The sequence below is a fragment of the Gluconacetobacter dulcium genome (genome assembly GCF_014174165.1).
Lineage (GTDB): Bacteria > Pseudomonadota > Alphaproteobacteria > Acetobacterales > Acetobacteraceae > Gluconacetobacter > Gluconacetobacter dulcium.
Genome location: NZ_JABEQN010000004.1, coordinates 154492 through 179973 on the forward strand (window position 1 = coordinate 154492; position 25482 = coordinate 179973).

At 66.4% G+C, this 25482-nt stretch carries 23 protein-coding genes; 14 read left to right on the top strand and 9 right to left on the bottom strand.

All coding sequences use genetic code 11. From position 1 onward, the window contains the following. Positions 1–20: 20 nt before the first annotated feature. The 3 genes from HLH25_RS04870 to HLH25_RS04880 form a co-directional block, all read right to left on the bottom strand. The gene (locus tag HLH25_RS04870) at positions 21–734 is read right to left on the bottom strand and encodes an NADPH-dependent F420 reductase (protein WP_182973005.1); all 714 of its coding nucleotides are present in this window, start codon (positions 732–734) and stop codon (positions 21–23) included. Next, positions 731–1327, bottom strand: a complete 597-nt coding sequence (locus HLH25_RS04875) for a cupin domain-containing protein (protein ID WP_182973006.1) — start codon at positions 1325–1327, stop codon at positions 731–733. The genes HLH25_RS04870 and HLH25_RS04875 overlap by 4 nt, the downstream gene beginning before the upstream one ends. Before the next feature lie 149 nt (positions 1328–1476). Next, positions 1477–2409 carry a hypothetical protein gene (locus tag HLH25_RS04880; protein ID WP_182973007.1) on the bottom strand — a complete coding sequence of 311 codons (933 nt, stop codon included), beginning with the start codon at positions 2407–2409 and terminating at the stop codon, positions 1477–1479. A gap of 166 nt (positions 2410–2575) precedes the next feature. Here HLH25_RS04880 and HLH25_RS04885 point away from each other — a divergent pair, with 166 nt between their 5' ends. Then, positions 2576–3550: a bile acid:sodium symporter family protein gene (locus HLH25_RS04885; RefSeq protein ID WP_182973092.1), complete on the top strand. Its 975-nt coding sequence runs from the start codon at positions 2576–2578 to the stop codon at positions 3548–3550. A 196-nt stretch (positions 3551–3746) separates the two neighbouring features. Here the strand turns inward: HLH25_RS04885 and HLH25_RS04890 are convergent, their stop codons facing one another. Further along, positions 3747–4544, bottom strand: coding sequence for an alpha/beta fold hydrolase (locus tag HLH25_RS04890; protein ID WP_182973008.1), 798 nt, complete (start codon positions 4542–4544; stop codon positions 3747–3749). Between the two features lie 124 nt (positions 4545–4668). Here HLH25_RS04890 and HLH25_RS04895 point away from each other — a divergent pair, with 124 nt between their 5' ends. Next, positions 4669–6108, top strand: coding sequence for a pyridoxal phosphate-dependent decarboxylase family protein (locus HLH25_RS04895; protein ID WP_182973009.1), 1440 nt, complete (start codon positions 4669–4671; stop codon positions 6106–6108). 79 nt (positions 6109–6187) lie between these two features. Here HLH25_RS04895 and HLH25_RS04900 read toward each other — a convergent pair whose 3' ends face one another. The 3 genes from HLH25_RS04900 to HLH25_RS04910 form a co-directional block, all read right to left on the bottom strand. Continuing rightward, entirely contained in the window at positions 6188–7726 is a 1539-nt protein-coding gene (locus HLH25_RS04900; protein ID WP_182973010.1) for an APC family permease, read from the bottom strand. Positions 7727–7901: 175 nt separating this feature from the next. Continuing rightward, entirely contained in the window at positions 7902–8693 is a 792-nt protein-coding gene (locus tag HLH25_RS04905; protein WP_182973011.1) for a GDSL-type esterase/lipase family protein, read from the bottom strand. 99 nt (positions 8694–8792) lie between these two features. Beyond that, positions 8793–9635, bottom strand: a complete 843-nt coding sequence (locus tag HLH25_RS04910; protein WP_182973012.1) for an undecaprenyl-diphosphate phosphatase — start codon at positions 9633–9635, stop codon at positions 8793–8795. A 116-nt stretch (positions 9636–9751) separates the two neighbouring features. Between HLH25_RS04910 and HLH25_RS04915 the strand changes: the two genes are divergently transcribed. Beyond that, positions 9752–10219 carry an MlaD family protein gene (locus tag HLH25_RS04915; protein WP_182973013.1) on the top strand — a complete coding sequence of 156 codons (468 nt, stop codon included), beginning with the start codon at positions 9752–9754 and terminating at the stop codon, positions 10217–10219. A 39-nt stretch (positions 10220–10258) separates the two neighbouring features. Here HLH25_RS04915 and HLH25_RS04920 read toward each other — a convergent pair whose 3' ends face one another. Beyond that, the gene (locus HLH25_RS04920) at positions 10259–11356 is read right to left on the bottom strand and encodes an ATP-grasp domain-containing protein (RefSeq protein WP_182973014.1); all 1098 of its coding nucleotides are present in this window, start codon (positions 11354–11356) and stop codon (positions 10259–10261) included. Next, positions 11353–11928 carry a DedA family protein gene (locus tag HLH25_RS04925; protein ID WP_114726973.1) on the bottom strand — a complete coding sequence of 192 codons (576 nt, stop codon included), beginning with the start codon at positions 11926–11928 and terminating at the stop codon, positions 11353–11355. Before HLH25_RS04925 ends, HLH25_RS04920 begins: the two co-directional genes overlap by 4 nt. Before the next feature lie 228 nt (positions 11929–12156). Here HLH25_RS04925 and HLH25_RS04930 point away from each other — a divergent pair, with 228 nt between their 5' ends. From HLH25_RS04930 to HLH25_RS04980, 11 genes are all read left to right on the top strand, one after another. After that, positions 12157–13125 carry a lytic murein transglycosylase gene (locus tag HLH25_RS04930; RefSeq protein ID WP_182973015.1) on the top strand — a complete coding sequence of 323 codons (969 nt, stop codon included), beginning with the start codon at positions 12157–12159 and terminating at the stop codon, positions 13123–13125. Then, complete coding sequence (locus tag HLH25_RS04935) at positions 13122–13994, top strand: septal ring lytic transglycosylase RlpA family protein (RefSeq protein ID WP_310889045.1); 873 nt, start codon at positions 13122–13124, stop codon at positions 13992–13994. Before HLH25_RS04930 ends, HLH25_RS04935 begins: the two co-directional genes overlap by 4 nt. Before the next feature lie 2 nt (positions 13995–13996). After that, positions 13997–15253, top strand: coding sequence for a D-alanyl-D-alanine carboxypeptidase family protein (locus tag HLH25_RS04940; protein WP_182973016.1), 1257 nt, complete (start codon positions 13997–13999; stop codon positions 15251–15253). 5 nt (positions 15254–15258) lie between these two features. Continuing rightward, the gene (tmk, locus tag HLH25_RS04945; protein ID WP_182973017.1) at positions 15259–15894 is read left to right on the top strand and encodes a dTMP kinase; all 636 of its coding nucleotides are present in this window, start codon (positions 15259–15261) and stop codon (positions 15892–15894) included. Next, positions 15895–16872, top strand: a complete 978-nt coding sequence (locus HLH25_RS04950) for a DNA polymerase III subunit delta' (protein ID WP_182973018.1) — start codon at positions 15895–15897, stop codon at positions 16870–16872. Continuing rightward, positions 16869–18407 carry a methionine--tRNA ligase gene (gene metG / locus HLH25_RS04955; RefSeq protein WP_182973019.1) on the top strand — a complete coding sequence of 513 codons (1539 nt, stop codon included), beginning with the start codon at positions 16869–16871 and terminating at the stop codon, positions 18405–18407. The genes HLH25_RS04950 and metG overlap by 4 nt, the downstream gene beginning before the upstream one ends. Next, positions 18404–19207 (top strand): TatD family hydrolase, encoded by an 804-nt coding sequence (locus HLH25_RS04960; RefSeq protein WP_182973020.1) that lies wholly within the window; start codon positions 18404–18406, stop codon positions 19205–19207. The genes metG and HLH25_RS04960 overlap by 4 nt, the downstream gene beginning before the upstream one ends. A gap of 3 nt (positions 19208–19210) precedes the next feature. Beyond that, a complete protein-coding gene (locus HLH25_RS04965) occupies positions 19211–20014 on the top strand; it encodes an MBL fold metallo-hydrolase (RefSeq protein WP_182973021.1) in 804 nt (267 codons plus the stop codon). A 373-nt stretch (positions 20015–20387) separates the two neighbouring features. Then, positions 20388–22334 (top strand): PrkA family serine protein kinase, encoded by a 1947-nt coding sequence (locus HLH25_RS04970; protein WP_182973022.1) that lies wholly within the window; start codon positions 20388–20390, stop codon positions 22332–22334. Positions 22335–22525: 191 nt separating this feature from the next. Beyond that, a complete protein-coding gene (locus HLH25_RS04975) occupies positions 22526–23833 on the top strand; it encodes a YeaH/YhbH family protein (protein WP_182973023.1) in 1308 nt (435 codons plus the stop codon). Then, complete coding sequence (locus HLH25_RS04980) at positions 23833–25392, top strand: SpoVR family protein (protein WP_182973024.1); 1560 nt, start codon at positions 23833–23835, stop codon at positions 25390–25392. Before HLH25_RS04975 ends, HLH25_RS04980 begins: the two co-directional genes overlap by 1 nt. Positions 25393–25482 lie beyond the last annotated feature (90 nt).

The window sequence follows — 25482 nt, forward strand, 5'->3', positions numbered from 1 at the left end:
GGGGGCATGGCCCCCCGTTTTCATGTCCGGGGCAGGTGCAGGCGGGTGCGCAGGTCCGCGGCCGTCAGGTCGGCCTCGAACCCGTCGGAGCCGGGCTGGAACAGGCGGGCGGCCGCCAGCGGGCCGACCGCGACCGGGTCGAACCCGGCCTCGGCAATCAGGGTGCCGACCGTGCGCATGGCCGCCGGGTCGTCGCCGGCATAGGGAATGCCCAGCAATGGCGGTGGGCGGTGGGCCTCGGCGCGGATGGTCGACATATCTTCGGAATTGAAGGCGCGGACGATGTGCGCGCCGGGGAAAAAGGACTGGGTGGTGATGCCCGCGCCTTGCTCGCGCGCCGTGCTGGCGATTTCGCCATCGCGCCACGGATAGGGATTGCAGGCGTCGATCACGATCTTCCCGGCCAGCAGGTCGCGCAGGCTGGCGCCCAGGCTGGGAAGCGCGCCGTAGGGAACGGCGAGCAGGACGACATCACCGAACCGGGCGGCATCCTGCGGTGTGCCGGCCTGCGCGTTCTGGCCCAGCGCCTCGGCCGCCGCGCGGGCCGAGGCGATATCGTTGGCCGAGAGCATGACCGGATGACCGGCGCGTAGCCACAGGCCGGCCAGCGTGCTGCCGACATGACCGGCCCCGATGGTGCCGATGCGCAGCGATTGCGCCGCCAGGACGCGGCGGGCGGGCAGCAGGGCGCATAGTCCGGCCAGGAGCGTGCGGCGGTGCATGCTGTGCGTCATGCCTGGTGCCACAGGGCGGTCAGCGGGCCGCCGGCGCCTTTTGCCGGGTCGCTGGCGGGGAAGGGGACGTGGTTCATCCGTGCGATCTCCTCGGCCGAGAGCGCGTTGCGGCGCAGGTCGAAATGCTGGTCGGGCGGGTAGGCGCCGACGACCAGAAAATCGTCATCCGAGCCCAGGTTGCGGTGGCCGGTGCCGGCGGGCAGCAGCACGACATCACCCGCCCGGACATCGACGACCCGGCCGCCGGGGCCGCCGAGCATCAGCCGGGCCGAGCCGGACGCGACCCCCAGCACCTCGTGCGCCGTGGAATGGAAATGGTGGAAATCATAGACCCCCCAGCGCCATTGGGGTGGCCAGCCATTGGCGGTGAACAGGTCTTCGAACGCCGAAGCCGGGTCGTGGCCCGGCAGGGCCAGCACGTTGCGGTAATAGAGGACCGGCAGGTGGTCGTTGTTGGGCACCCAGTCGTTGCGCGGCAGCATGAAGGACTCGACGTCATGGTCGCGTGCGCCGGCGGCATGCACCTCCGCCCCGGCCAGCGAGAGGCCGAGACCGGCGAGGAAGGTCTGGAAAGCGCGTCGCGAGACGGTCATGTCCGGTATCCTCCAGCGGTTGGTGGAGGCGTTACTATGTCTCGTTCGTGAAACGGGCGACCAGTGAAAAGCAGTTTAAGAGGCGGTGCGCGGAGCCGCTCTGGAACCGTGCGTCGGGTCGCCGCCAGCGCGCATTTTCGGTCAGGCTTTCAGCGCAGGGGGAGGGGGATGTGATTGACGGTGAGGATGCCGCCAGACCATTCGACATCCCAGGACGTATCGGTGGCATCGGTATGATGCCCGACCAGATTGGCGATGATCAGGGCGGCGGCCGGCCGGGTCTGGCCTGCGGCGCGCAGGACTTCGATCAGTTCGGGCAGGTTGCGCATGCTCATATGGCCGCGGGCGGAGGCCGCGTCGGGGTTGCCGGTCAGCTCCGCCGAGCCGCTGCCTGCAAGCTGCATGTCGCCACGGCGCGCCTGCAACGTCCGGATCGTGACCGGCACGGCGACGCTGTGGGCCGGGCGGCCGGCGGTCGCGGCCAGCAGGGGGCCGAGTGCCTGGGCCGGCACCGTGAAATCCGATTGGGCGTCCTGCGGCAGCAGGGATGCCAGTACGGTGTCGCCGTTCATGCCCGCGCCGTGCAGGTCCAGCGAAACGGCGATGGGCTGCGTGCCGCTGCCGCCGGACAGATGCAGGTGCAGGGCGGCGAAGCGGATCTGTTTCGCGCCGGTATGGGCGACCGGTGCGGACCACGAAATGTCATATGCCCTGCCGGCCGCCAGTCCGGACAGGATCGGCTGGAGGGTCGAGAGGAAATAATCCGCCGTGCAGCCGGCATCATGATGGTTGACCAGCGCCCCCAGCAGCACGACCGACGCGGCGTCGAGGATATCGTGCATGTCGTTGGCGCTGCCGCCGGCTCCGGTGACCGTGACCGATGCGGCGTGCAGCGAAGGGGCGCCCGCGCCCGGTGAGAAATGCAGCCCGTAATTGTGGGCGGTGGCTCCGGCCGCCGAGGTGGACAGGCTTCCGGCCGTGCCGATGGCGCAGGCGGGCGGCAGCGGGGCGGCGCGTGCGGTGCCGGCCATGGCGAGAACGGTGCCGACGAGAAGCGGCAGAACGGGAATGCGCGTGATCATCGACTTGCCCCGGCAATTACGATCCTATACCGCCCTTCCTTGGCACGGGATCGTGACCGAGGCGAGGCACGCTGCGATATTCCGGCGGAGATCGCGCCGGTCCATGGTGCGGACCGCCGACTCGACTTTAAAATCCAGTGTATCCACCGCCAGCGGACTGTTTCTGATGCTCAAGCCCGATCCGTTCCTGATCAGCCTCGTCTGCACCGTGATCCTCGCCACGGTCCTGCCCTGTCGTGGCGCCGCCGTGCCGGTCTTTCAGGATCTGGCGATCGCGGTCATCGCCGTGATGTTCTTCATGCAGGGCGCGCGTCTGTCGCGCGAGGCCGTGGTGGGGGGCTTGGTGAACTGGCGGCTGCATCTGGCCATCCTGCTGTGTACCTTCGCGCTGTTTCCGCTGCTGGGGCTGGGCCTGCACGCGCTGTTTCCGAACATGCTGCATCCGTCGGTCTGGCTGGGCATCCTGTTCCTGTGCTGCCTGCCGTCCACGGTGCAGTCCTCGATCGCGTTCACCTCGATCGCGCGCGGCAATGTGCCGGCCGCCGTCTGCGCCGCGACCACGTCCAACATCCTGGGCATTTTCATCACCCCGATCCTGACCGGGCTGGTGCTGGCGCGCCACGGCACGGCTTCGGGGCAGGGGGGCGTTGTCGCCATCATGCTGCAATTGCTGCTGCCCTTCGTGCTGGGGCAGGTGCTGCAACCGTGGCTGGGTAAATGGGCGCATCGCAACAAGCGCCTGTTGTCCATGACCGATCGCGGGTCGATCCTGATCGTGGTCTATACCGCGTTCAGCGAGGCCGTGGTGCAGGGATTGTGGCACCAGATGCCGCTCTCGCAGATCGGGCTGATCATGCTGGCGGACAGTATCCTGCTCGCCCTCGTGCTGCTGATCACCATGTCGGGCAGCCGGGTTCTGGGCTTTCCGCGGGAAGACGAGATCGCGATCGTGTTCTGCGGGTCGAAGAAGACCCTGGCATCGGGCGTGCCGATGGCGAACGTGCTGTTTCCCGCCGCGACCGTGGGGCTGGTGGTGCTGCCGCTGATGATCTTCCACCAGATCCAGCTCTTTGTCTGCGCGGTGCTGGCCCGGCGTTATGCCGATGCCTGGGAGCGCCGGCAGGAATCCGAGGCGCTCTAGAAAAGCGTCCTGACGCCTCGGAGCGTGTCCTAAAGCCGGGTTGGTGGCGGAGTGACCGCGATTGGCTGTGCATTGGGGGTCGGGGCGGGGCTCCGGGGCCGCATCAAGGCGGCTCCGATGCCTGGAAAGCACGGCCAGACGCGCGGCTGACGCCGCGCCTCGGCTTACCATCGGCGCTTTTGGAAGACGCGCGACTTCAGGGCTTCAGGAAGGCCGATAGCGCGGCCAGCAGGTCCTTGGGGGCTTCCTCGGGGATGTAGTAGCCGGATGCGATTTCGGCTTCGACCAGCGGGCCGGTGGCGTAGGGGCGCCAGAGATCGGCGGGATTGTACCATCCGCCCAGTCGGCCTTCGCGCGACCAGGCGACCAGCAGCGGACAGGCGATGCGCAGGTCGCCCGGATAGGGCGGGATACGGTTATGGCCGTTCGCCCCCGGCGTTTCGCCCGCCGGCATGGTTTGCAGGTAGTCGGCCACCGCCGGGCGGCTGAACGGTGCCGTGGAATGCGGGGCGGGGCGGGTCCATTCCTCGGGCACCGCCATCGTCGCCGATTCGGGCTTCGGATGAAGCTGGGCGAACCAGCAACTACTGTAACGCGACAGTTCGAAGGCGAGGTCGGCGCGCCCGTAATGGCCGGGCGAGGGGATACATTCGATCGCGGCCATGCGGGTGACCCGCTCCGGCGCCAGCCACGCGGCGTAGGCGGCGATATGGCCGCCCGTGCCGTGCCCGGCCACGGCCAGGTGCTCATGCCCCAGATCGTGCGCCAGGCGCAGCAGCTCCTCCGCCTGGCGCCGGAAATCCAGGTCGCGCGGCAGGTCCGGGCACAGCACGGTGTAGGTGTCGGCCAGGTCTGGCGCGATGGCGTGCCAGGCCGCGTGGCTTTGCATCTGGCCATGCAGCAGGACCAGCAGCGTGCCTTGCCCCCCAAGCCTGGCCCGGCGCGGGCTGTTGCCCCACGCCACTTCCGTCAATTCGAGTTTGCCGAAGAACATGCAGGTTCCATTGAAGACTTGATGCGCCCGATGGCGCACATATAGGCACGCATTGAATGATTGGACAGAGCCGCGCGACTGGCCAGCCCGCCGGTCGCCGGCAGAAAAGGAAACGGATGCGCCCATGACCGGCCTGGACCCCGACAATTGGGACGATCTGCGTCGTCTCGGCCATCGGATGATCGACGATATGGTCGACCGGTTGGCGACCTTGCGCGATGGGCCGGTCTGGCGCCCGATGCCCGCTGCGGTGCGCGCGGCCCTGCATGAGCCCCTGCCGACCGGCCCGACCGCGCCGGAGAAGCTGTATGAGCATTTTCGCGAGCGAATCGTGCCCTATGCCACAGGCAACACGCATCCGGGATTCATGGGGTGGGTGCATGGGGGCGGCACGGGTGTGGGCATGCTGGCCGAGCTGCTGGCGGGTGGGCTGAACGCCAATTGCGGCGGGCGCGACCATGCGCCGGTCGAAATCGAGCGGGCGGTCATCGGCTGGGCGGCCCGGATCATGGGCTTTCCCGACGAGACCACCGGATTGCTGGTCACCGGGTCGTCGATGGCGAACATGATCGCGGTCGTGACCGCCAGCCGGGCCGTGCCTGATGGATTGGCGCTGCGCCGGGAGGGGGTGGGCGGGCGCAGGCTGGTCGGCTATGCCGCCGCCACCGCCCATGGCTGCATCGCCCGCGCGTTCGACCTGACCGGGCTGGGCACCGATGCGCTGCGCGTCTTGCCGGTGGATGCCGATCACCGCATGGATCTGGCGGCGTTGCGGGCCGCGATTGCCGCCGACCGCGCGGCGGGGCTGGAGCCGTTTATCGTGATCGGCACCGCCGGTACGGTCGATACCGGCGCGATCGACGATCTGGACGGGATTGCGGATATCGCGGCACGGGAGGGGCTGTGGTTCCATGTGGATGGGGCATTCGGTGCGCTGGCCATGCTCTCGCCCGCTCTTCGTTCGTCGTTGCGGGGGCTGGAGCGGGCCGACAGTCTGGCGTTCGATTTCCATAAATGGGCGCAGGTTCCCTATGACGCCGGGTGCATTCTGGTCCGTACGCCGGGCCGGCAGGCGGCGGCGTTCGCGCAGTCCCTGGCCTATCTGTCGCGCGAGGATCGGGGGCTGGCGGGTAATGCGCCCTGGTTCTGTGATCTGGGGCCGGACCTGTCACGCGGTTTTCGCGCGCTCAAGGTATGGATGACGCTGGGCACCTACGGCACCGACCGGATGGGGCTGATGGTCGATGAATGTTGCGCGGTGGCCGGGCATCTGGCCCGGCGGGTGGACGCGGAACCGCTGCTGGAGCGTCTGGCCCCGGTGGGGCTGAATATCGTCTGTTTCCGCGTGCGCGTGCCCGGCGTGGATCTGGATTGGCTGAATGGCGAACTGGTGAAGGATCTGCACGAATCGGGTGCCGCCGCGCCGTCGACGACGACGGTGGCGGGTGTTCGGGCGATTCGGGCAGCCATCGTCAATCATCGCACGGTGGCGGCGGATGCCGATGCGATGATTGACGCGCTGTTGCGGTTGCTGGCGGAGCGGCTGGAGGCCGTCGCCGGATAGGGCGCGGGAGCGGAGCGGGTGACGTGGGGTGGCCGGGTGCGCGCTGGGCCGTCGCCCGCGCGCTTGTTCCGTCAGTTTCTCAGATGATGGCCTTGCCGTCTTCCCGGCCGAGGCGCGAGTGGGAATGGCCGTAGAATGCGTAGCTGAGGATGCCCAGCGCCACATAGGTGCCCAGCAGGATCATCGGTAGCGGATTGCCGTTGAACAGGGCGCGGACCATGTCGATGAACAGGGGGCCGGCCATGATCAGGCAGAACACGATGCCCAGCGCCGGTGCCACGCCGATCCAGACTCCGGCGATCCGGATGCCGCCCAGCGGCACGCTGAAGGGGCGCGGCAGGTCTGGCCGGGCGTTGCGCTGCCAGATGACCGTGAAGCAGACGATGCCGAAGGCGGCCGCCGTGCCCAGGCTGACCAGGTCGCTGATGATGTCGATCGGCAGGGTTGCCGTGGCGACGGCGACGATCGCGCCCAGCACGATGGTGCCGACCCACGGCGTGCGGAAGGTGGGATGCAGGCGGCAGAAGATCGGCGGCAGCAGCCCGTCCCGGGCGATGGTGAAGAAGACGCGGGTCTGGCCGTAGAGCAGGCCGAGGATGACCGAGCAGAGGCCGACCACGGCGCCGACCTTGATGAGCAGCGCCAGCCAGGGCTGGCCGATCGCGTCGACCGCGATCGCCAGCGGGTCGGCCACGCCCAGTTGGCGGAAGGGAACGACCCCGATCAGCACCGTGGCGACGCACATATAGACCAGCGTGCAGAACACCAGCGAACCGATGATGCCCAGCGGCACGTCGCGCCGTGGGTTGCGGGCCTCGGCCGACGCGGTCGATACGGTCTCGAACCCTACATAGGCGAAGAAGATGACCGAGGCGGCGCGAAAGATGCCGGGCACCCCGAAATGAAACCCGCCCTCGCTGGGCGGGATGAAGGGCAGCAGGTTCTGCGGATGGATGTAGCGGATGCCGAAGACAAGGAAGAGCATCAGCACGCCGACTTTGACGAACACGATCAGCGTGTTGATCCGCGCCGATTCCTCGATGCCGAGAACCAGCAGGCCGGTGACCACCGCCACCGACAGAGCGCCCACCAGATCGAGCCGGGGGGCGACCAGAAGGCTGGCGCCATGGGCCGTGGGCAGGGTCTGGACCAGGGTTGTGCTCAGGAAGCCGGGCACCTGGACGCCCAGATCGTGCAGCAGGCTAGTGGCGTAGCCGGAAAACCCGGCCGCCACGCCGGCGCAGGACACGCCATATTCCAGCAGCAGCAGCCACCCGACCGCCCAGGCGGCTCCTTCGCCCATCGAGACGTAGGCATAGCTGTAGGCCGAGCCGGAGACGGGCATCGTCGAGGCCAGTTCGCCGTAGGACAATGCCGTGAACAGGCAGGCCAGGCCGGCGACCAGGAAGGACAGCAGGATGGCCGGCCCCGCGTAATTGGCGGCGGCGGTGCCGGTCATGACGTAAATGCCGGCGCCGATGGTGGAGCCGATCCCCAGCATCATCAACTGAACAGGGCCGAGCGTGCGCCGCAATCCGTGGTTCTGGCTCTCGGCTTCGATCTGCTGGATGGTTTTTCGGAGCCGTAGGCGACTGGTAGAAGCTGGAGGGAGAGGCATAAATTTCACAATATCATAACGGGGAATGCCTGTATCGTTGCAAAAGGGGTTCGTGCGCAAGGCCGCAGACGGCACGGCGCGCCGTGGCCTGACGGGATGTGAACAGGCGCTTTCGACGCTGTTTGAAAGGCGGGTCCGTCGGGCGATCTCTGGGCGCGCTGTCCGCTTGGCGTGCTCAGTGGCGGTGGTCGCCGAGGATGGCTGCCACGGTCGGCTCGATCATGCGCGCGATATCCTGCTGTGCGGCCGCGGTGGGGTGGAGCGGCGGGTCGGGCGGGGTCAGATGCGGGTCCAGGAAACGTGTCCGGTCGGGCGCGCCGTTGGCCTCCACGGCGCTGCCGACATCGAGCAGGTGCAGCCATGGGCGGCTCTGGCGGATGTCGGCCTCCAGCATGCCGTTCAACTGTCGTGTGTTCGCGCTGATCCAGGGCGAACGGATCGAGGGCAGGACTTTCAGCAGCAGGACCTGCGTGGTGGGGAAGCGGGCGTGGATCGTATCGACGATGCGCGTGATGCCCGGATAGGTGTGGGCCGCGTCGATATGGACATGGCCGAAATTATTGGCGCCGATCATGAGGATGAACAGGCGGGGGGGCTTGCGGAAATCCAGTTCGCCATGCGCCAGGCGCCACAGGACGTGGCAGGTGCTGTCGCCCTTGAAGCCAAGATTGATGGCGTGCCGGTCACCATAATAATGCTGCCAGACCGGGGCGAAGTCGCGCCAGGGTTCCGGGCCGTTGCGCTCCCAGTTCTGGGTGATCGAATCGCCCAGCCAGACGACATCGAACTGGCCGTTGGCGATTTCGGCCTGTTTGTCGGCAAAGCGATGGTGCCACCACGGGGTGTCCATGCGCGAGACCTGCTCGACGGCCAGATTGGCGGTCGCGGCGGGTGCGATGGCGGGGGCGGAGAGGGCGAGCAGCGTGGTGATCGCCAGCACGGGGCGAAAGCGGGTGGAACGGGTCATGATATCCGGAATTTCTGGTGGCTCGTGGGCGCTGTTTGAAAAGTCGGCCTGCCGCGTGAGCGTGGCGGATCGTCGGCAGGTGACTTTGCAGGCAGGGCCTCAGTGGCCGAGGACGATATAGGCGGCGGCGCCGGCGATGATGCAGTAATAGCCGAACGGGCGGAGCGCCCATTGCTCGTGCTTGCGGAAATAGCGCATCAGGAAGGCGGTGCTGGCCAGCGCGGTGATGGCCGCCACCACGGCGGCGACCGTGGCCAGTTGCATCTGCCCGGGGGCGAGGGTGACGTGGCGCATATGCGCGGCCTCGCGGACCGCGGCGCCGATGATGACCGGCTGGGCCATCAGGAAGGAGAAATGCGCGGCGCCCTCGTGATTGAGCTTGCGGAACAGGCCGCCGACCATCGTGGCCCCCGAGCGCGAGATGCCGGGGAAAAAGGCGAGGCACTGCCACAGGCCGATGATCAGGGCGTCGGCATAGGTAAGCGAGGCGATGGGGCGCCCGAGCTGGATGGCGCGGTTGCCGCGCAGCCGGTCGGCGAACAGCAGCAGGAAGCCGTTGATGACGAGGAAGATCGAGGCATAGCGGGCGCTGCCGAACAAGGCTCGCAGCCAATGTTCCAGCAGGCCGCCGATCAGGACGGCGGGAATGGTGGCCACCGCCAGCAGGGCCAGGATGTGGATGCTCTCCGCCTGTCGCTGGCTGCCGTGGCGGCCGGAAAGGCCCCGGAAGATGGCGATCCAGTCGCTGCGGAAGAAATACAGCAGGGCGACCGCCGTCCCCAGATGCAGCATGACCAGGAAGGGGAGGAAGATCTCGCCTTGGGGATCGAACACCCAGCCGAGCAGGGCCGGGACAATGACGGCGTGGCCCAGGCTGCTGACCGGGAAGAGTTCGGTCGCGCCCTGGAGGATCGCGATCATGATGGCTTGGAAAACTGTCATTGTCCGGCTGTCCATGGCGATTTAGACTGGCGTGGTGCCCATTTTTCACCAGCTCGGCAAGCACTTGCCTGAGAGTATGGCGAATTGCGGGCCGCAGGGAATGAGGAGAGAGGCATTTGGTGCGTGAAAAAGGAAGCGCGGTTGTCTTCAGCAGCCTGGTCCTGCTGGTGGCGGTCGTATTCTACGTCTACGCCCGCGCCTCGCAGACCGATCTGAGCGGTGACCGCTATCCGCTGACGGCGCGGTTCATGTCCGCCAACGGCCTGCATGTGGGGGCGGATGTCCAACTGGCTGGCGTGCCCGTGGGGCGCGTGACCGATATCGTGCTGGACCCGGTGATGGCGGTGGCGAATGTGCGCTTCACGGTGGATCGGGCGTTGTCTCTGCCGAACGACAGCGCGGTGGTGATCGGCAGTGCGACGATGACCAGCGACGATTCGCTGATGATCCAGCCGGGGAAGGCAAAGGATCGGCTGGCAGCCGGCGCGGTGATCACCAACGCGCAGGAGGCCGTCAGCCTGGAGCAGCAGGTCAGTAATTACATCTTCGGGAATGGTGGCCTGCCCTCCGATTCGACGCCGTAGCCCGCGCCGGATTGTCGGGGGGCGCCACGGAACCGGCTCTCAGTCGTTAAGCGGATAGGAAGCCAGAAGTTTCTTCTGGAGGCGCCAGTAACGCAGCATCGTGAAGGCGCCGGATGACTGCCAGCCGGCCTTCTTCTTCTTGGCGCCGATGCGGAACGTTTCGCGGTAATGCATGAACTGTGCGGCATAGGCCTCACGCAGGGTGGTGCGGGAGTCCCAGATATGGGTGGCTTCCGACCCCACGCCGTTGATTTCGATGATTTCGAACCCCCGGCCGAGTCGCAGGGCGGCGATCGAATCGAACTTCAAATCGATTCGGCCGAAATGGAAATCGGGGATGTCGCGCATGATGCGGTCGATCTGTTCCGTCAGGGCCGGCGTGATGTCGTCGGCGCCGTTGCGGAAGATCGAGCCCTTGCAGTGGTTGCCGGCGAAGACCAGGCGCATCGTCTCTCCCGCCGGCAGAACGTCGTGAACCCGCGCGCCGAGCCGGGGCAGGTAGAGATGCGGCACCAGGCGGGTGCGGGCGTCGGCGTCGATCAGCTCGCGGACGGTCGAGCGGCCGTCACCGACCAGGATTGGGGCTTCCTTGTAGGTGAGCGATGTGATCCGGCCCCGTTCTTCGTCGGGATGGCGAATGTAGAAGATCCCGGCCTCGTGCTCGAAGGGGATGAGACGCTGCATGACCAGCCGGATGTCCGGCGGAAACAGCGCCACGGCGGCGGCCAGTTCCGCAGGGGTGGTGACGAGCTTCACGCCCGTGCCGTTGCAGCCGATATCGGGCTTTACGACGACCGGCAGCGTCAGTCCGGCGCGGGCCAGGGCCGCTGTCGCGGCGGCGGCGTCGTCGGCCGATCCGGTGGTGACGGTGGTGTAGGGGGCGATCCACTGGCGTGCGGCATCGCCGGCCATATCCAGGATGTCGGTCTTGCTCTCTCCGCACAGGCCGCCGGTTTCGATCCGTGGGTTGGCGGCGGTGGGCAGGCTGAGGTCGCCATGGCGCAGGCCCATCAGAATCCAGTACAGCACGATGGGTGTGTAGAAGGCCCAGCCCGGCCAGAATTCGAACATCGACAGTGGGGACGGTGGCCGGGATGCGCCTGCCTTGGAGGGGGCGGCGGCGGTGGCATGGGTCATCGGGAGGGACTCCGCACATTGGCCACGATCCGGCCGACGAGAAGAATGGTCAGGGCGAAGCCTCCCATTCCGGCCCATTTCCATGCACCCAGATGGGTGATCAGGAAATGGCCGACCTGTAGCGATACCGCGAAGAGCAGCGTTGTCCAGATCAGGGTTGCCAGGATCGCCGCCAGCGCGAAGCGCCGCACCGATGCGTTGAAGAACCCGCAGGCGGTATAGAGCGGCAGGCGCGCGCCGGGGATGAAGCGGCTGATGAACACGATACGGAACACGTTGCGGCCGAACCAGTTTCCGCCGTTTTCATCCTGGGGAACCTTGACCCAGCGCCGGGCCGCGGGCCACAGGGCCGCCAGCCTGCCCAGGCCGTACAGGCCCAGATCGCCGGCCACGATCCCGACATAAAGTGCGAGTAAGGCAACGGGCAGGGCGACCTGGCCGGTCTGGACCTCCATCGCCGTCAGGATGGTCGCGGCGTCTTCGAGGATGAAGGTGCCGATAATGATGACCAGTGCCTGGACGACAGGCGCTGCCCCGGCTTTGGCGAACAGGGCGGAGAGTGAGGGAAACATGACCGGGTTGCCGCCGTTCAGTCCTGGGACGGCAGAAAAAATCGGCTCGGAATCCTCACGTCGTGAACCTCTTGCCCATGGAACCCGTTCGACGCGGCGGCCGGACGAACCGGCCGGGGCGGTGCCCAGGCTGCGGACCTTGTGGCACGCTTCGCGATCACCGCCAAATCGCCTGCCGCCAGCGGCGAGGATTGAAAGCCACCGGCCGGTTGTGGCACAGCTTCCGTCATGATCGGACGCCGTGATTTCCTGCTGTCGGCCTCGGCCGCTTTCGCCGCCGTGCCCGCCGCGCGGGCGGCGACGCAATCCTATGCCGCGTTTCTGGCCGGTGTGCGGGCCGAGGCGGTGGGACATGGCCTGTCGGCCACGATCATCGACCGCGCGCTGGCGCTGCATGCGCCGAATGCACGGGTGCTGGAACTGGATCGCCACCAGCCCGAATTTACCCTGACCTGGGCGCAATACTGCCAGAAGGTGCTGACACCGAAGAAGCTTGCCGACGGGCGCGCGGCGGCGGCCAGCCGCGCCGCGTTGCTGGCGGAGGTCAGCGGGCATTTCAATGTCGACCGCCAGCCGCTGGTAGGGATCTGGGGGCTGGAATCGGCCTATGGCACGCGGATGGGGTCGTTCCATGTCGCGGATGCGCTGGCCACGCTGGCCTATGACGGGCGGCGGGCGTCGTTCTTCCGGGGCGAACTGATGAATGCGCTGCGGATTCTCGACCATGGGGATGTCGCACCCGATTCGATGCTGGGCAGCTATGCCGGCGCGATGGGGCAGCCCCAGTTCATGCCCAGCGCCTATCTGCGGTATGCCGTCGATTTTACCGGCAACGGCCGCCGGGACATCTGGAACAGCGAACCCGACGTGATGGCCTCGATCGCCAATTATCTGGCCCGGTGCGGCTGGGTGGCCGGCGAGCCCTGGGGGCAGGAGATCACGGTGCCGGCGACGCTGGCGCAAGCCGAACTGGGGCGCGGCAATGTCCGTACCCTGGAGGACTGGATGGGGCAGGGCGTGCGCCGGGCGGATGGGCGGGCGTTTTCGCGCGCCGATATTCGCGGGGCGGTGATCCGCCCGGATGGGCCGGGGGGGGAAGCCTTCATGGTCTATCGCAACTTCTCCGTCATCCGGCGCTATAATCCTTCGGATTTCTACGCGCTGGCCGTCGGGCTGCTGGGGCGCGACGTGACGTGACGCGCGCGTGCCGTACCCTGCCCGCGACGCTGGCCGTGCTGGGGCTGGCGAGCTGTCATCGGGCCGAACCGCCGCTGCCGCCCGCGCACCCGCATTACGTGGTGGGCGCGCCCTATGAGATGGGCGGGGTGTGGCAATATCCGCGCGAGGATTTCGGCTATCGCCAGACCGGGCTGGCGGTAGCCGACCCCGACCAGACGCCGTACATCACCGCCGACGGCGAGCAGTACGATCCGCAATCCCTGACCGGCCGCCATGCCACCCTGCAACTGCCGGCGATCGTGACCGTGCGCAATATGGAGAACGGGCGGGAACTGACCATCCGCCTGAACGATCGTGGCCCGGAGGAACGCGGACGGCTGGTCGGCCTGACGCCCCGCGTCGCGGCCCTGCTGGGGATTGGTGCCAATCCGGTGCAGGTCGAGATCATCGGGCACGAGGCCGAGAACGAGCAACTGGCCGAGGCGTTGCCGGGCGGCCAGCATCTGGATGTCTCGGCCGCGCCGGTTGACCAGATTCGCGCGGAATCGCTCGATCGTCCGGGAAGTGGCGGGACGGTCGTCTCGGCGCCCGCTGGTGCGGTCGGGACCACCGATGTCTCGGCCCTGATGCGCGACCTGCCGCCTGACGTGCGGCAGGGATATGTTCAGGGCGGCATGTTGTGGGTCGATGCGGGAACGTTTTCCACCCAGCGTTACGCTCACGTCGCCGCCGCGCGGACCGGTGGGCGGGTGATCCCGGTGCAGGAGCGCGGGCGGGCACTCTGGAGGGTCCATGTGGGGCCATTCACGAATGTCGCCGGGGCGGACAGGGCGCTGGACCAGCTTTTGGGCGACGGAATGACCGGCGCCCGGATCGTCGTCGAATAAGGATGAACGTGCAAACCCGAAGGTTTCTTCTGGCCGGGACGGCCTCGTTGGCCGCTACCGGTTCTCTGGCGGCCGCCGCGCCGCGCCGGCATCATCCGCATGGCGCCGCCGGTGCCCCGTCCGCCGCGCAATCGGACGATGAATCCGGCCCGGATCAGGCCACGGCCCCCGCCGGGCCGCCGGCTGCCAGCCTGATCGGGCCGGTCGATACCCTCGCCCGCTGGGCCTGCATCGTCGATGTCACGACCGGTACGGTGCTGCTGGAGAAGGCGGCCGACGAACGCATGCCGCCGTCGTCGCTGACCAAGATGATGACGGCCTATATCGTCTTCGGCATGCTGAAATCGGGCCGGCTGAAGCTGGATCAGGCGCTCCCGGTCAGCGAGAAGGCCTGGCGCATGCAGGGTTCGAAGATGTTCGTGCCCCTCGGTGAGAGCATTCCGGTGCAGGATCTGATCCAGGGCATGGTCATCCAGTCCGGCAACGATGCGTGCATCGTGCTGGCGGAAGGTATTTCCGGCTCCGAGGAACAGTTCGTCGCCCTGATGAACGAAACCGCGGGCAAGATCGGGCTGACCAATTCGCACTTCATGAATGCGACCGGCTGGCCGGCCGACAACCACTATATGTCCGCCCGCGACGTGGCGACCGTGGCGGTGCGGCTGATCCGCGATTTTCCGGAATATTATCACTTCTTCTCGGAGAAGGATTTCCGCTTCAACAAGATATCGCAGGGCAACCGCAACGTACTGGTGGACAAGGGGCTGGCCGACGGGCTGAAGACCGGCCACACCGATGCCGGCGGGTTCGGGCTGTGTGCCAGCGCCGATCGGGGGGGCAACCGCGTGGTGCTGGCGCTGAACGGCATGCCGTCGAGCAATGCGCGCGCCCATGAGGGCGAGCGGCTGCTGGAATGGGCGTTCGCGAATTTCGAGAATGCGACGCTGTTCCGTCGGGGTGACGTGGTGGAGCAGGCAGCCGTCTGGCTGGGCACCCAGCCGACCGTGCCGCTGGTCGCGACCCGCGATGTGGTGATGACGCTGCCGCATGGGTGGCGCACCCGGGTGCATATCGGGGTGGATTATCAGGCGCCCGTCGCGGCGCCGGTGGCGGCGGGGCAGGTGCTGGGTGACCTGGTGCTGACGAATCCCGGCCTGCCGGACATCAGGATGCAGCTCGTGGCTGGGCAGGCCGTGCCGAGGCTGGGTCTGCTGGCGCGTGCCTCGACGGTGCTGGGCCAGAAACTGGGCCGGCACTGAGCGCGGTGCCGGGCCTGTTCATTACGTTCGAGGGCGGCGAAGGGGCCGGGAAATCCACCCAGGTCGGGCTGCTGGAGGCGCATCTGCGGGCCGGTGGCCATGATGTGGTGCGCACGCGCGAGCCGGGTGGCACGCCGGGGGCCGAGGCGTTGCGCGACTTCCTGCTGTTCGGCGGCCATGACCTGTCGCTGCGCGCCGAGATTCTGGCCCATTTCGCGGCGCGATGCGACCATGTGGACCGGCTGATCCGGCCGGCGCTGGCGCGTGGCGCGGTGGTGATCTGCGACCGGTTCGCGGATTCGACCATGGCTTATCAGGGATACGGGACCGGGCAGGGCGACCCGGCGACGATCGGGCTGATCGAGGTGCTGACCGGGCAGGTCGGGCTGACGCCGGACCTGACGCTGGTGCTGACGCTGAAGCGCGCGCGGGCCTTGCAGCGCCTGCATGCGCGGGGCGGCCGGGCTGACCGCTATGAAGCGGCGGATGAGGCGTTCCATGCCCGCGTGGCCGAGGGGTTTGCGGCGATCGCCGAGGCGCGGCCGGGGCGTTGCGTGTGCCTGGCCGCCGACCGGCCGGCGGAGGCGATCGCGGAAGAGGTTGCCCGACTGGTCGATGCGCGGCTGACGGGAGCCGCCTGAATGGCGGGCATTGCGCCACGGGACGGCCCGGAGCCGGTGGGGCATGACGATGCCCGCCGCGCGTTCGAGGAGGCATGGGGTGCCGGGCGGCTGCATCATGCCTGGCTGCTGACCGGCCCGGAAGGGATCGGCAAGGCGAGCTTCGCCTTCTGGATGGCGCGGGTGTTGCTGAAGGCGACGGCGGCGGACAGCACCGCCGCGCGGCGGATCGCGGCCGGCAGTCATGCCGACCTGCTCTATATCGCCCGTGGCATGGACGAGAAGCGCCAGCGGATGCGCGCCGAGATCGTGGCGGACGATGTGCGGCCGATCGGCCAGTTTCTGCACCGCACGGCCGCCGAGGACGGATGGCGCGTGGTGATCGTGGATGGCGCGGATTTCATGAATCGCAGCGCGGCCAATGCGATCCTGAAAATTCTCGAAGAGCCGCCGCCCCGCGCGATCCTGATCCTGACCTGCGCGGCGCCGGGCCGCCTGTTGCCGACCATCCGCAGCCGGTGCCGCACGCTGCGGCTGGAACCGTTGCAGCCGGAACGGATGCACGAGGTTCTGGCCCGCGTGGCGGCGGAGAGTGCGCCCGAAGAGATCGCGCGGGTGGCGCCGCTGGCCCATGGGTCGCCCGGTCGTGCCCTGGCGCTGCTGGCGGGAGACGGTGCCGTGCTGGGCGGGCTGGTGGCGCGCGTGCTCGAAACGCCGCCGGATGAAGGGGCGATGTACGAGATCGCCGAGAGCGTACTGAAGCGGGAAAATGGCTTTCCGGTCTTCTTCGATCTGTTGTGTGATGCCATATCGAAGCATGCGCGCGCCCTTGCCTTGCGCGAGGGGCGCGGCGGAGAACACGCGGACGGATCGCTGTCGGCGCGCCGCATGGCGGAGTTGTGGCGTCGGCTGACCGACCTTCGGGTCGAGACGGAACGGTTCAATCTGGATAAACAACAGGCCCTGCTGAGTGGCCTGACTTTGGTGAGTGGAAGATGACAGGGCGCTATTACGTCACGACACCGATCTATTATGTGAACGGGGCGCCGCATATCGGTCATGCCTATACCTCCGTCGCCGCCGACATCATGGCGCGCTTCAAGCGGCTGGCGGGCGATGATGTCTTCTTCCTGACCGGGACCGACGAGCATGGGCAGAAGGTGGAGCAGGCGGCGCAGGCCGCCGGCGTGGCGCCGATCGCTTTTGCCGATCAGGTTTCGGCCGATTTCCGCGCGATGTACGACGTGATGAATGTCTCGTACGATGATTTCATCCGCACGACGGAGCCCCGGCATATCGCCGGCGCCCAGGCATTGTGGGAGCGGATCGAGGCGAACGGGCATATCTATCTGGGCGCTTACGAAGGCTGGTACGCGCTGCGCGACGAGAGCTTCTATAACGAGGATGAACTGGTCACCCGCCCGGACGGCACGAAGGTGGCGCCGACGGGGGCGCCGGTCGAATGGGTGCGCGAGCCGTCCTACTTCTTCAAACTCTCGGAATTCGCCGATCGGCTGCTCGAACTGTACGAGACCCGGCCCGGCTTCATCGAACCCGCGTCGCGGCGCAATGAGGTGGCCAGTTTCGTGCGGCAGGGGCTGCGTGACCTGTCCATCAGCCGCACCAGCTTCCGCTGGGGCATTCCGGTGCCCGGCGATCCGGACCATGTGATGTATGTGTGGGTGGATGCGCTGGCTAACTACCTGTCGGCCATCGGCTTCCCCGATGTCGACAATCCCCGCGCCGGGTTCTGGCCCGCCAACCTGCATCTGGTCGGCAAGGATATCGTCCGCTTCCACGCGGTCTACTGGCCGGCGCTGCTGATGGCCGCCGGGCTGGACCTGCCGGATTGCGTGTTCTCGCATGGTTGGTGGACCATCGAGGGCGAGAAGATGAGCAAGTCGCTGGGCAACGTCGTGGACCCGCGCGACCTGGTTGCGCAGTTCGGCGTTGACCCGGTGCGATTCTTCCTGATGCGCGAAATGCCGTTCGGCGGCGATAGCGACCTCAGCCGGCGGGCCATCATCAACCGGCTGAATGTCGAACTGGCGAACGATCTGGGCAATCTGGCCCAGCGGACCCTGACGCAGGTGGCGCGCAATTGCGGCGGCGTGCTGCCCGCGCAGGGCGTGCGGACCGAGGCCGATGATGCGTTGCTGGCGCAGGCGGTACTGCTGCCCACGCTGATGCACGGCCATATCGACCGCCACGCCTTGACCGACGCGCTGGAGGATGTGTGGCGGGTAATCCGGGCCTGCAACGCCTATATCGACCATCAGGCCCCCTGGGCGCTGCGCAAGACCGACCCGGAGCGGATGGCGGTGGTGCTGCGTGTGCTGGTGGATGTGCTGCGCGTGATCGGCACCATGCTCCAGCCTTACATGCCCGGCAGCATGGGCGCGATGCTGACCCAGTTGGGCGCGGCGGAGGACGAGCGCGATTTCGCGTCTCTGGACCGGCCGCTGCCCGAGGGCCGTGTTCTTCCGGCGCCGCAGGGGGTTTTCCCGCGTTATGTGGAGGACGCGGCGCAATGAACGGGGCCGCGACCGGGCTGATCGATTCGCACTGTCATCTCGACCATTTCACCGATGATGAAATCCCGGACCTGCTGGACCGGGCGCGTGCGGCCGGGGTGGAGGGGATGGTGACGATCGGCACCCGCCTGTCGCGGGCGCAGCAGCAGAAGGATCTGACCCGCTTCGACCGGCCGGACGTGCGGGTGTGGTGCACGGTCGGCACCCATCCCGACCATGTCGAGGAATGCGATGTGACCGACGCCGACGGCATCGTCGCGCTGGCCGACGATCCGCGCGTGGTCGGGATCGGAGAGAGCGGGCTGGATTATTTCCATGGCGCCGAAGCCGTGCGTCCGTTGCAGCAGGCGCGCTTCCGCGCGCATATCGCGGCGGCGCGGCGGATGGACCTGCCGCTGGTGATCCATGCGCGCGAGGCGGATGAGGACGTTGCGGCGATCCTGCGTGAGGAGGTGGAAGCGCATGGGCGGTTCCGTTTCCTGCTGCATTGCTTCTCTTCCGGCCCCGATCTGGCGCGGGTGGCGCTGGAACTGGGCGGGTATATCAGTTTCTCGGGAATCCTGACCTTTCCGCGCTCCGACGTGCTGCGGGCGATTGCGCGCGATATTCCCAAGGACCGGCTGCTGGTCGAAACCGACTCGCCTTACCTGGCGCCGGTGCCGCGTCGCGGCAAGCGTAACGAACCGGCTCTGGTCGCCCATACCGCGCTGCGCCTGGCCGAAGAACATGGCCTGGCGCCCGAGCAACTGGCGGATGTGACCACGGAAAATTTCCACCGCCTGTTCAGCCGGGCGGCCTGAGCGATGGAACTGGTCGTCCTGGGATGTGGCGGGTCTGCCGGCGTGCCGATGATCGGCGGGCCGGATGGCCGGGGCGACTGGGGGCTATGCGATCCTTCGGAACCGCGCAATGTACGCAGTCGGGCGTCGGTCCTGCTGCGGGGTGATGACGGGCGGGCGGTGCTGATCGATACCGGCCCCGACCTGCGCGCGCAGTTGCTGGCGCAGGGCATCGACCGGTTCGATGCGATTCTCTACACCCATGCCCATTCCGACCATATCGCGGGGCTGGACGAGGTCCGGGCGATCAACTGGGCGATCGGCCGTCCTTTGCCGGTCATGGCCACGCCGTCCGTGCTGGCGGAGCTGGAAACGCGGTTTGCGTACGCTTTCCGTCCTTGGGTGCCGCCCGGTTTCTATCGGCCGGTCGTGGTGTCGCGGGAGGTGCATGCCGGCCAGACATACGACGTTGCGGGGCTGAGTCTGACATTGTTCGAGCAGATTCATGGCCGCACGCTCTCCTTGGGTGTGCGGTGCGGGACGATCGCCTATTCCACCGACGTGGCGGACCTGTCCGAAGAGGCGTTTGCCGTTCTGGAGGGAGTCGAGACCTGGCTGGTGGATTGTTACCAGCGATCGGGCCCGCACAATGCCCATGCCTGGCTGGACCAGGTGCTGGCGTGGCGCGAGCGCGTGGCGCCGCGCCGGATGATCCTGACGCATATGGGTACCGACATGGATTGGGCCTGGATGCGCGACAACCTGCCGGAGGGGGTGGAGGCGGCTTTCGACGGTCTGCGGGTGCCTTTTTCGCAGAGCCGTGCGTAGCCGCAACGCGTCGGATCGTTTCGAAAAACTCTTGCTGTCCGGATGCGTGTTTACGCAGCGCGCGCGATTTAGGTTGAATCCCGAATGCGGGGAGCGATAGCCTCGGCGATGACGGCCCGGGATTTCGCAGCGCGATACATGACTGCGATTCCACCATTGCCAGTCGCCCTTGTCTGGGGCGGCAGCGTGCCTATCTGCCTGTAAATGGGCAAGACAGCAAGGGGGATTGTGTATTGACCACCCGATTGCAGACCGAACGGAACTGACGGTTCTTCCCGCTCCGGGGGCGGCTCCCCGGAGGCAATGCCTATCCATGGTGCATGGCGTCCAGACGCAATGACGGGTTCTGGCGCCGGTTCGGAGACTCCCCAGGATGGTTTCTGATTTCAACGTGTTTTCTCTGGCGACTGCGATGCGCGATCAGCGTCGCGAAATCGAGATGAGCCTGTCTGACTATCTTGAAGCCTGCCGCACCGATCCGTCCTGCTACGCAACCGCGGCGGAGCGGATGCTGAAGGCGATCGGCGAACCCAGGAGCGTCGATACCTCGCGCGATCCACGCCTGTCGCGCATCTTCATGAACCGTACCCTGCGGATCTATCCGGCCTTCTCGGATTTCTACGGCATGGAGGAGACGATCGAGCAGATCGTGGGCTTCTTCCGCCATGCGGCGCAGGGATTGGAGGAGCGCAAGCAGATTCTGTATCTGCTCGGCCCCGTCGGAGGTGGCAAATCGTCCCTGGGCGAGCGGCTGAAGGCCCTGATGGAGAAGGAGCCGATCTATGTGCTGAAGGCCGGGCGGCATGTCAGCCCCGTCTTCGAAAGCCCGCTGGGCCTGTTCGACCCCGACCGCATGGGCGCGGCGCTGGAGGAACAATATGGCATTCCCCGCCGGCTGCTGGGCGGTGTCGCCAGCCCGTGGGCGCTGAAGCGACTGGAGGAGTTCGACGGCGACCTGTCGCGCTTTTCCGTCATCAAGGTTCATCCATCACGCCTGCGCCAGATCGCGATCGCGAAGACCGAACCCGGCGACGACAACAATCAGGACGTGTCGGCGCTGGTGGGCAAGGTCGATATCCGGCAGCTCGAACATTTCAGCCAGAACGATCCCGATGCCTACAGCTTCTCGGGCGGGTTGAACCGCGCGAACCAGGGGCTGCTGGAGTTCGTCGAGATGTTCAAGGCGCCGATCAAGATGCTGCACCCGCTGCTGACGGCGACGCAGGAGGGCAATTACGTCGGCACCGAGAATATCGGCAGCATTCCCTTTACCGGCGTGATCCTGGCCCATTCGAACGAAGCGGAGTGGCAGACCTTCCGCAACAACCGCACCAACGAGGCCTTTCTGGACCGTGTCTGCGTCATCAAGGTGCCTTATTGCCTGCGGGTAGCGGAGGAGACGAAGATTTACGAGAAGCTGGTGCAGTCCTCCAGCCTGGCGAATGCGCCCTGCGCGCCCAACACATTGGAAATGCTGGCGCGTTTCGCGGTCCTGTCGCGCCTGAAGCCTCATCCGAACTCCACCCAGTTCGCCAAGATGCGGGTCTATGACGGCGAGAACATCCGCGAGACCGACCCCAAGGCACGCACGATGCAGGAATATCGCGATGCCGCCGGGGTGGATGAGGGGATGGATGGCGTGTCCACGCGCTTCGCCTACAAGGTGCTGTCCGCGACCTTCAACCATGATTCGGCCGAGATTTCCGCCGATCCGGTGCATCTGATGTATGTGCTGGAACAGGCGGTGCGGCGCGAGCAGTTTCCGGCGGATATCGAGGCGCATTATCTGGCGACCCTGAAATCGGAACTGGCGGGGCGGTATGCCGAATTCCTGGGTCACGAGATCCAGAAGGCCTATCTGGAGAGCTATAACGATTACGGCCAGAACCTGTTCGACCGCTATCTGGATTACGCCGATGCCTGGATCGAGGATCAGGATTTCAAGGACCCCGATACCGGACAGATGCTCAATCGCGAGTTGCTGAACGCGGAACTGACCAAGATCGAGAAGCCCGCTGGGATCGCGAACCCCAAGGATTTCCGGAACGAGGTGGTGAAGTTCTCGCTGCGCGCGCGGGCCGGCAATGGCGGGCGCAACCCGTCCTGGACCTCCTACGAGAAGATCCGCGACGTGATCGAGAAACGGATGTTCAGCCAGGTCGAGGATCTGCTGCCGGTGATCAGTTTCGGCTCCAAGAAGGACGGCGAGACCGAGCGCAAGCATGACGAGTTCGTCGAGCGGATGGTCTCGCGCGGTTATACGGAACGTCAGGTCCGCCGGCTCGTTGAATGGTACATGCGGGTGAAGCAATCCGCCTGAGGCGCTGTTGCCAGGGTGCCGCTGACGGCTGGTTCTGCGCGCGGTTTCCATACCGCGCGGCGACCGGCCGGCAAGGCCGGCTCCGCTGCGAGGTGCGACAGCCCGCGCGGGTTCGGCCGCAGGTGGCCCGCTATCGACGCAGCATCAGCATTATTTTCGAAACAGCCTCTGAACGGGAATGGTGCCGGCCAGTGGATATCATTGACAGACGTCCCAATCCCCATGGGAAAAATCTCGAGAACCGGCGGCGGGTGCTGCAACGCGCCCGCTCGGCCGTGCAGACAGCCGTGCGGGATGCGGTGGCGCGCGGCAAGATCCGGGAAGTGGGGCAGGGCAATGCGATTTCGGTCCCGGCGGATGCGCTGCACGAACCTTCGCTGCATCGCGTCTTCTCCGAGGGCACGCGCGAGATCGTGCTGACCGGAAACCGCGAATTTTCGCGCGGCGACCGGCTGCAACGTCCTCCGGGCGGCGGTGGCGGCCAGGGGTCTGGGGCCGGGCAGGCTGGCGAGCAGGGGGGCGGTGAGGATTCCTTCCGCTTCGTGCTGAGCAGGGACGAGTTCCTCGATCTGTTTTTCGACGATCTGGAATTGCCCGACCTGCTCAAGCGCGAGATCTCGACCACCGAAAACGGCGTGCCTGCCCGTTCGGGCCTCAGTAATGAAGGCGCGCCGTCGCATCTGGATCTGGGGCGTACGATGCGGCGCTCGATCGCGCGGCGCCTGGGGCTGGGGCGGCCCAAGCCGGCCGAGTTGCTGGAGGTGGAGGAACGGATCGCGGCGCTGGAAGCCCTGCGTCCGGCTTCGCCCGAGGAACTGGAGGAGCTTGAGGGCCTGCGCGAGCGGCGCGGGATGCTGCGGCAGCGGCTGGCGCGGATTCCGTGGGTCGATCCGGTCGATCTGCGGTTCCGGCGCTACACCATCATGCCGCAGCCGGCGACGCGGGCGGTGATGTTCTGCATCATGGACGTTTCGGGCTCGATGACCGAACGGATGAAGGATCTGGCGAAGCAGTTCTTCCTGCTGCTGCATGTGTTTCTGGAGCGGCGGTACAAGAAGGTCGAAATCGTCTTCATCCGCCATGCCGAGAGTGCCGAGGAGGTGGATGAGGATACGTTCTTCCACGATCCGCGCACCGGCGGCACCATCGTCTCGTCGGCGCTGGAACTGATGCGCACCATCCAGCGGGAGCGTTTTCCGTCAGCGAACTGGAACATCTATGTCGCCCAGGCGTCCGACGGCGACAATGCGTCGTCCGATACCACGCGGACGGCCAGCCTGCTGCGGGACGATATCCTGCCGGCGGTGCAGTATTATGCCTATATCGAAATTACGGGTTCGGGGGCGGTGATCCGTGGCGAGACCGACCTGTGGCGCAGTTATCGCGCCATCGCCGATGAGAACGATCATCTCGCGATCCGCCAGGTGGGCGACCGCAAGGAGATTTTCCCGGTTTTCCGCGACCTGTTTTCCCGTCAGCGCGATACGGCGGAGGCTTGATGGATCAGATCATATCAGGAGGCGGCACGCCGGCGCGGTCCGGGGGGCTGCTTTATTCGGGCAATGACTGGAATTTCCAGACCATCCGCGATTGCTACGACGCGATCGAGGAGATCGCGCATGGCGAACTGGGGTTGGAAACCTATACCAACCGCGTGGAAATCATCACGTCCGAGCAGATGCTGGATGTCTACACCGCGCACGGCATGCCGGTGGGCTACAAGCACTGGTCGTTCGGCAAGCGCTTCATCGGGCACGAGAATGCCTATCGGCGCGGGCTGATGGGGCTGGCCTATGAGGTCGTCATCAATTCCGATCCCTGCATCAGCTACCTGATGGAGGAGAATTCGGCGACGATGCAGGCGCTGGTGATCGCGCATGCGGCGTTCGGCCATAATCATTTTTTCCGCAATAACAGGCTGTTCCGGGAATGGACGGACCCGTCCGACATTCTGGATTATCTGGAATTCGCGCGTGGCTACATCGCCCGCTGCGAGGAGCGGCACGGCCAGCGGGCGGTGGAGCGGGTGCTGGATGCCGCCCACGCCTTGCAGAACCAGGGGGTCAATCGCCATTCCGGCGCCCGCAAGCTCGACCTGAAGGCCGAGCAGCAGCGCGCGAAAGAGCGACGGGCTTATGAGGACAGCATCTTCAACGATCTGTGGCGGACGCTTCCCACCGAGGCCGGTGGCGCCGACGGGGCGGCCGAAGGAGGGGATGCGCGTCGCCTGCTGGGGCTGCCCGAGGAAAATCTGCTCTATTTCCTGGAAAAGAATGCGCCGCGCCTGGCCCCGTGGGAGCGGGAGATCATCCGTATCGTGCGGATGATCGCGCAATATTTCTATCCGCAGCCCCAGGTGAAGATGATGAACGAGGGCTGCGCGACCTGGGTGCATGTCTACATCATGCGGCGGTTGCACGAACTGGGGCGGATCGACGATGCGGCCTATCTGGAGGTTATCCATTCGACGTCGAACGTGATCAACCAGCCGGGTTTCGACATGGGGGGAGGGGCGTCTTTCAACCCCTATGCGCTGGGTTATGCGATGATGACCGATATCGTGCGCATCTGCACCGAGCCGACCGCCGAGGACCGGGCATGGTTCCCCGACATCGCGGGCAATGGGGATGCGATCGGCACGCTGCGGCATGCCTGGGCGGAATATCGGGATGAGAGCTTCATCCAGCAATTTCTCTCGCCCAGGGTGATCCGCGATTTCCGCATGTTCCGTCTCAGCGATGACACCGCCCAGCCTTATCTGCTGGTCGATGCCATTCATGACGAGGCCGGGTATCGGGAAATCCGCCGCAGTCTGGCGCGCGTCTACGATCCCGGCACGTTCTATACCGAGATCGAGATCGTCGACGTGGACCTGCTGGGCGACCGTACCCTGAAGCTGGAGCATCGCACCCGGGCCGGCCAGTTGCTTCAGGCCCGCGATGCGCGCCAGACGCTCGATTACCTCGCCGCGCTGTGGGGGTATGGTGTGGTGCTGAATGAGGTGGATGACCAGACGGGGGCGGTCCTTGCGACCCATACCGCCGGGCCGGCCCAATAGCGGGGCATGGAAAGACACGCGCCGATAATGACGCGGGCGCGTGTTTTTGTTCGAAAACATACAAATATGTCCGTTTTCCCGTGAAACGCA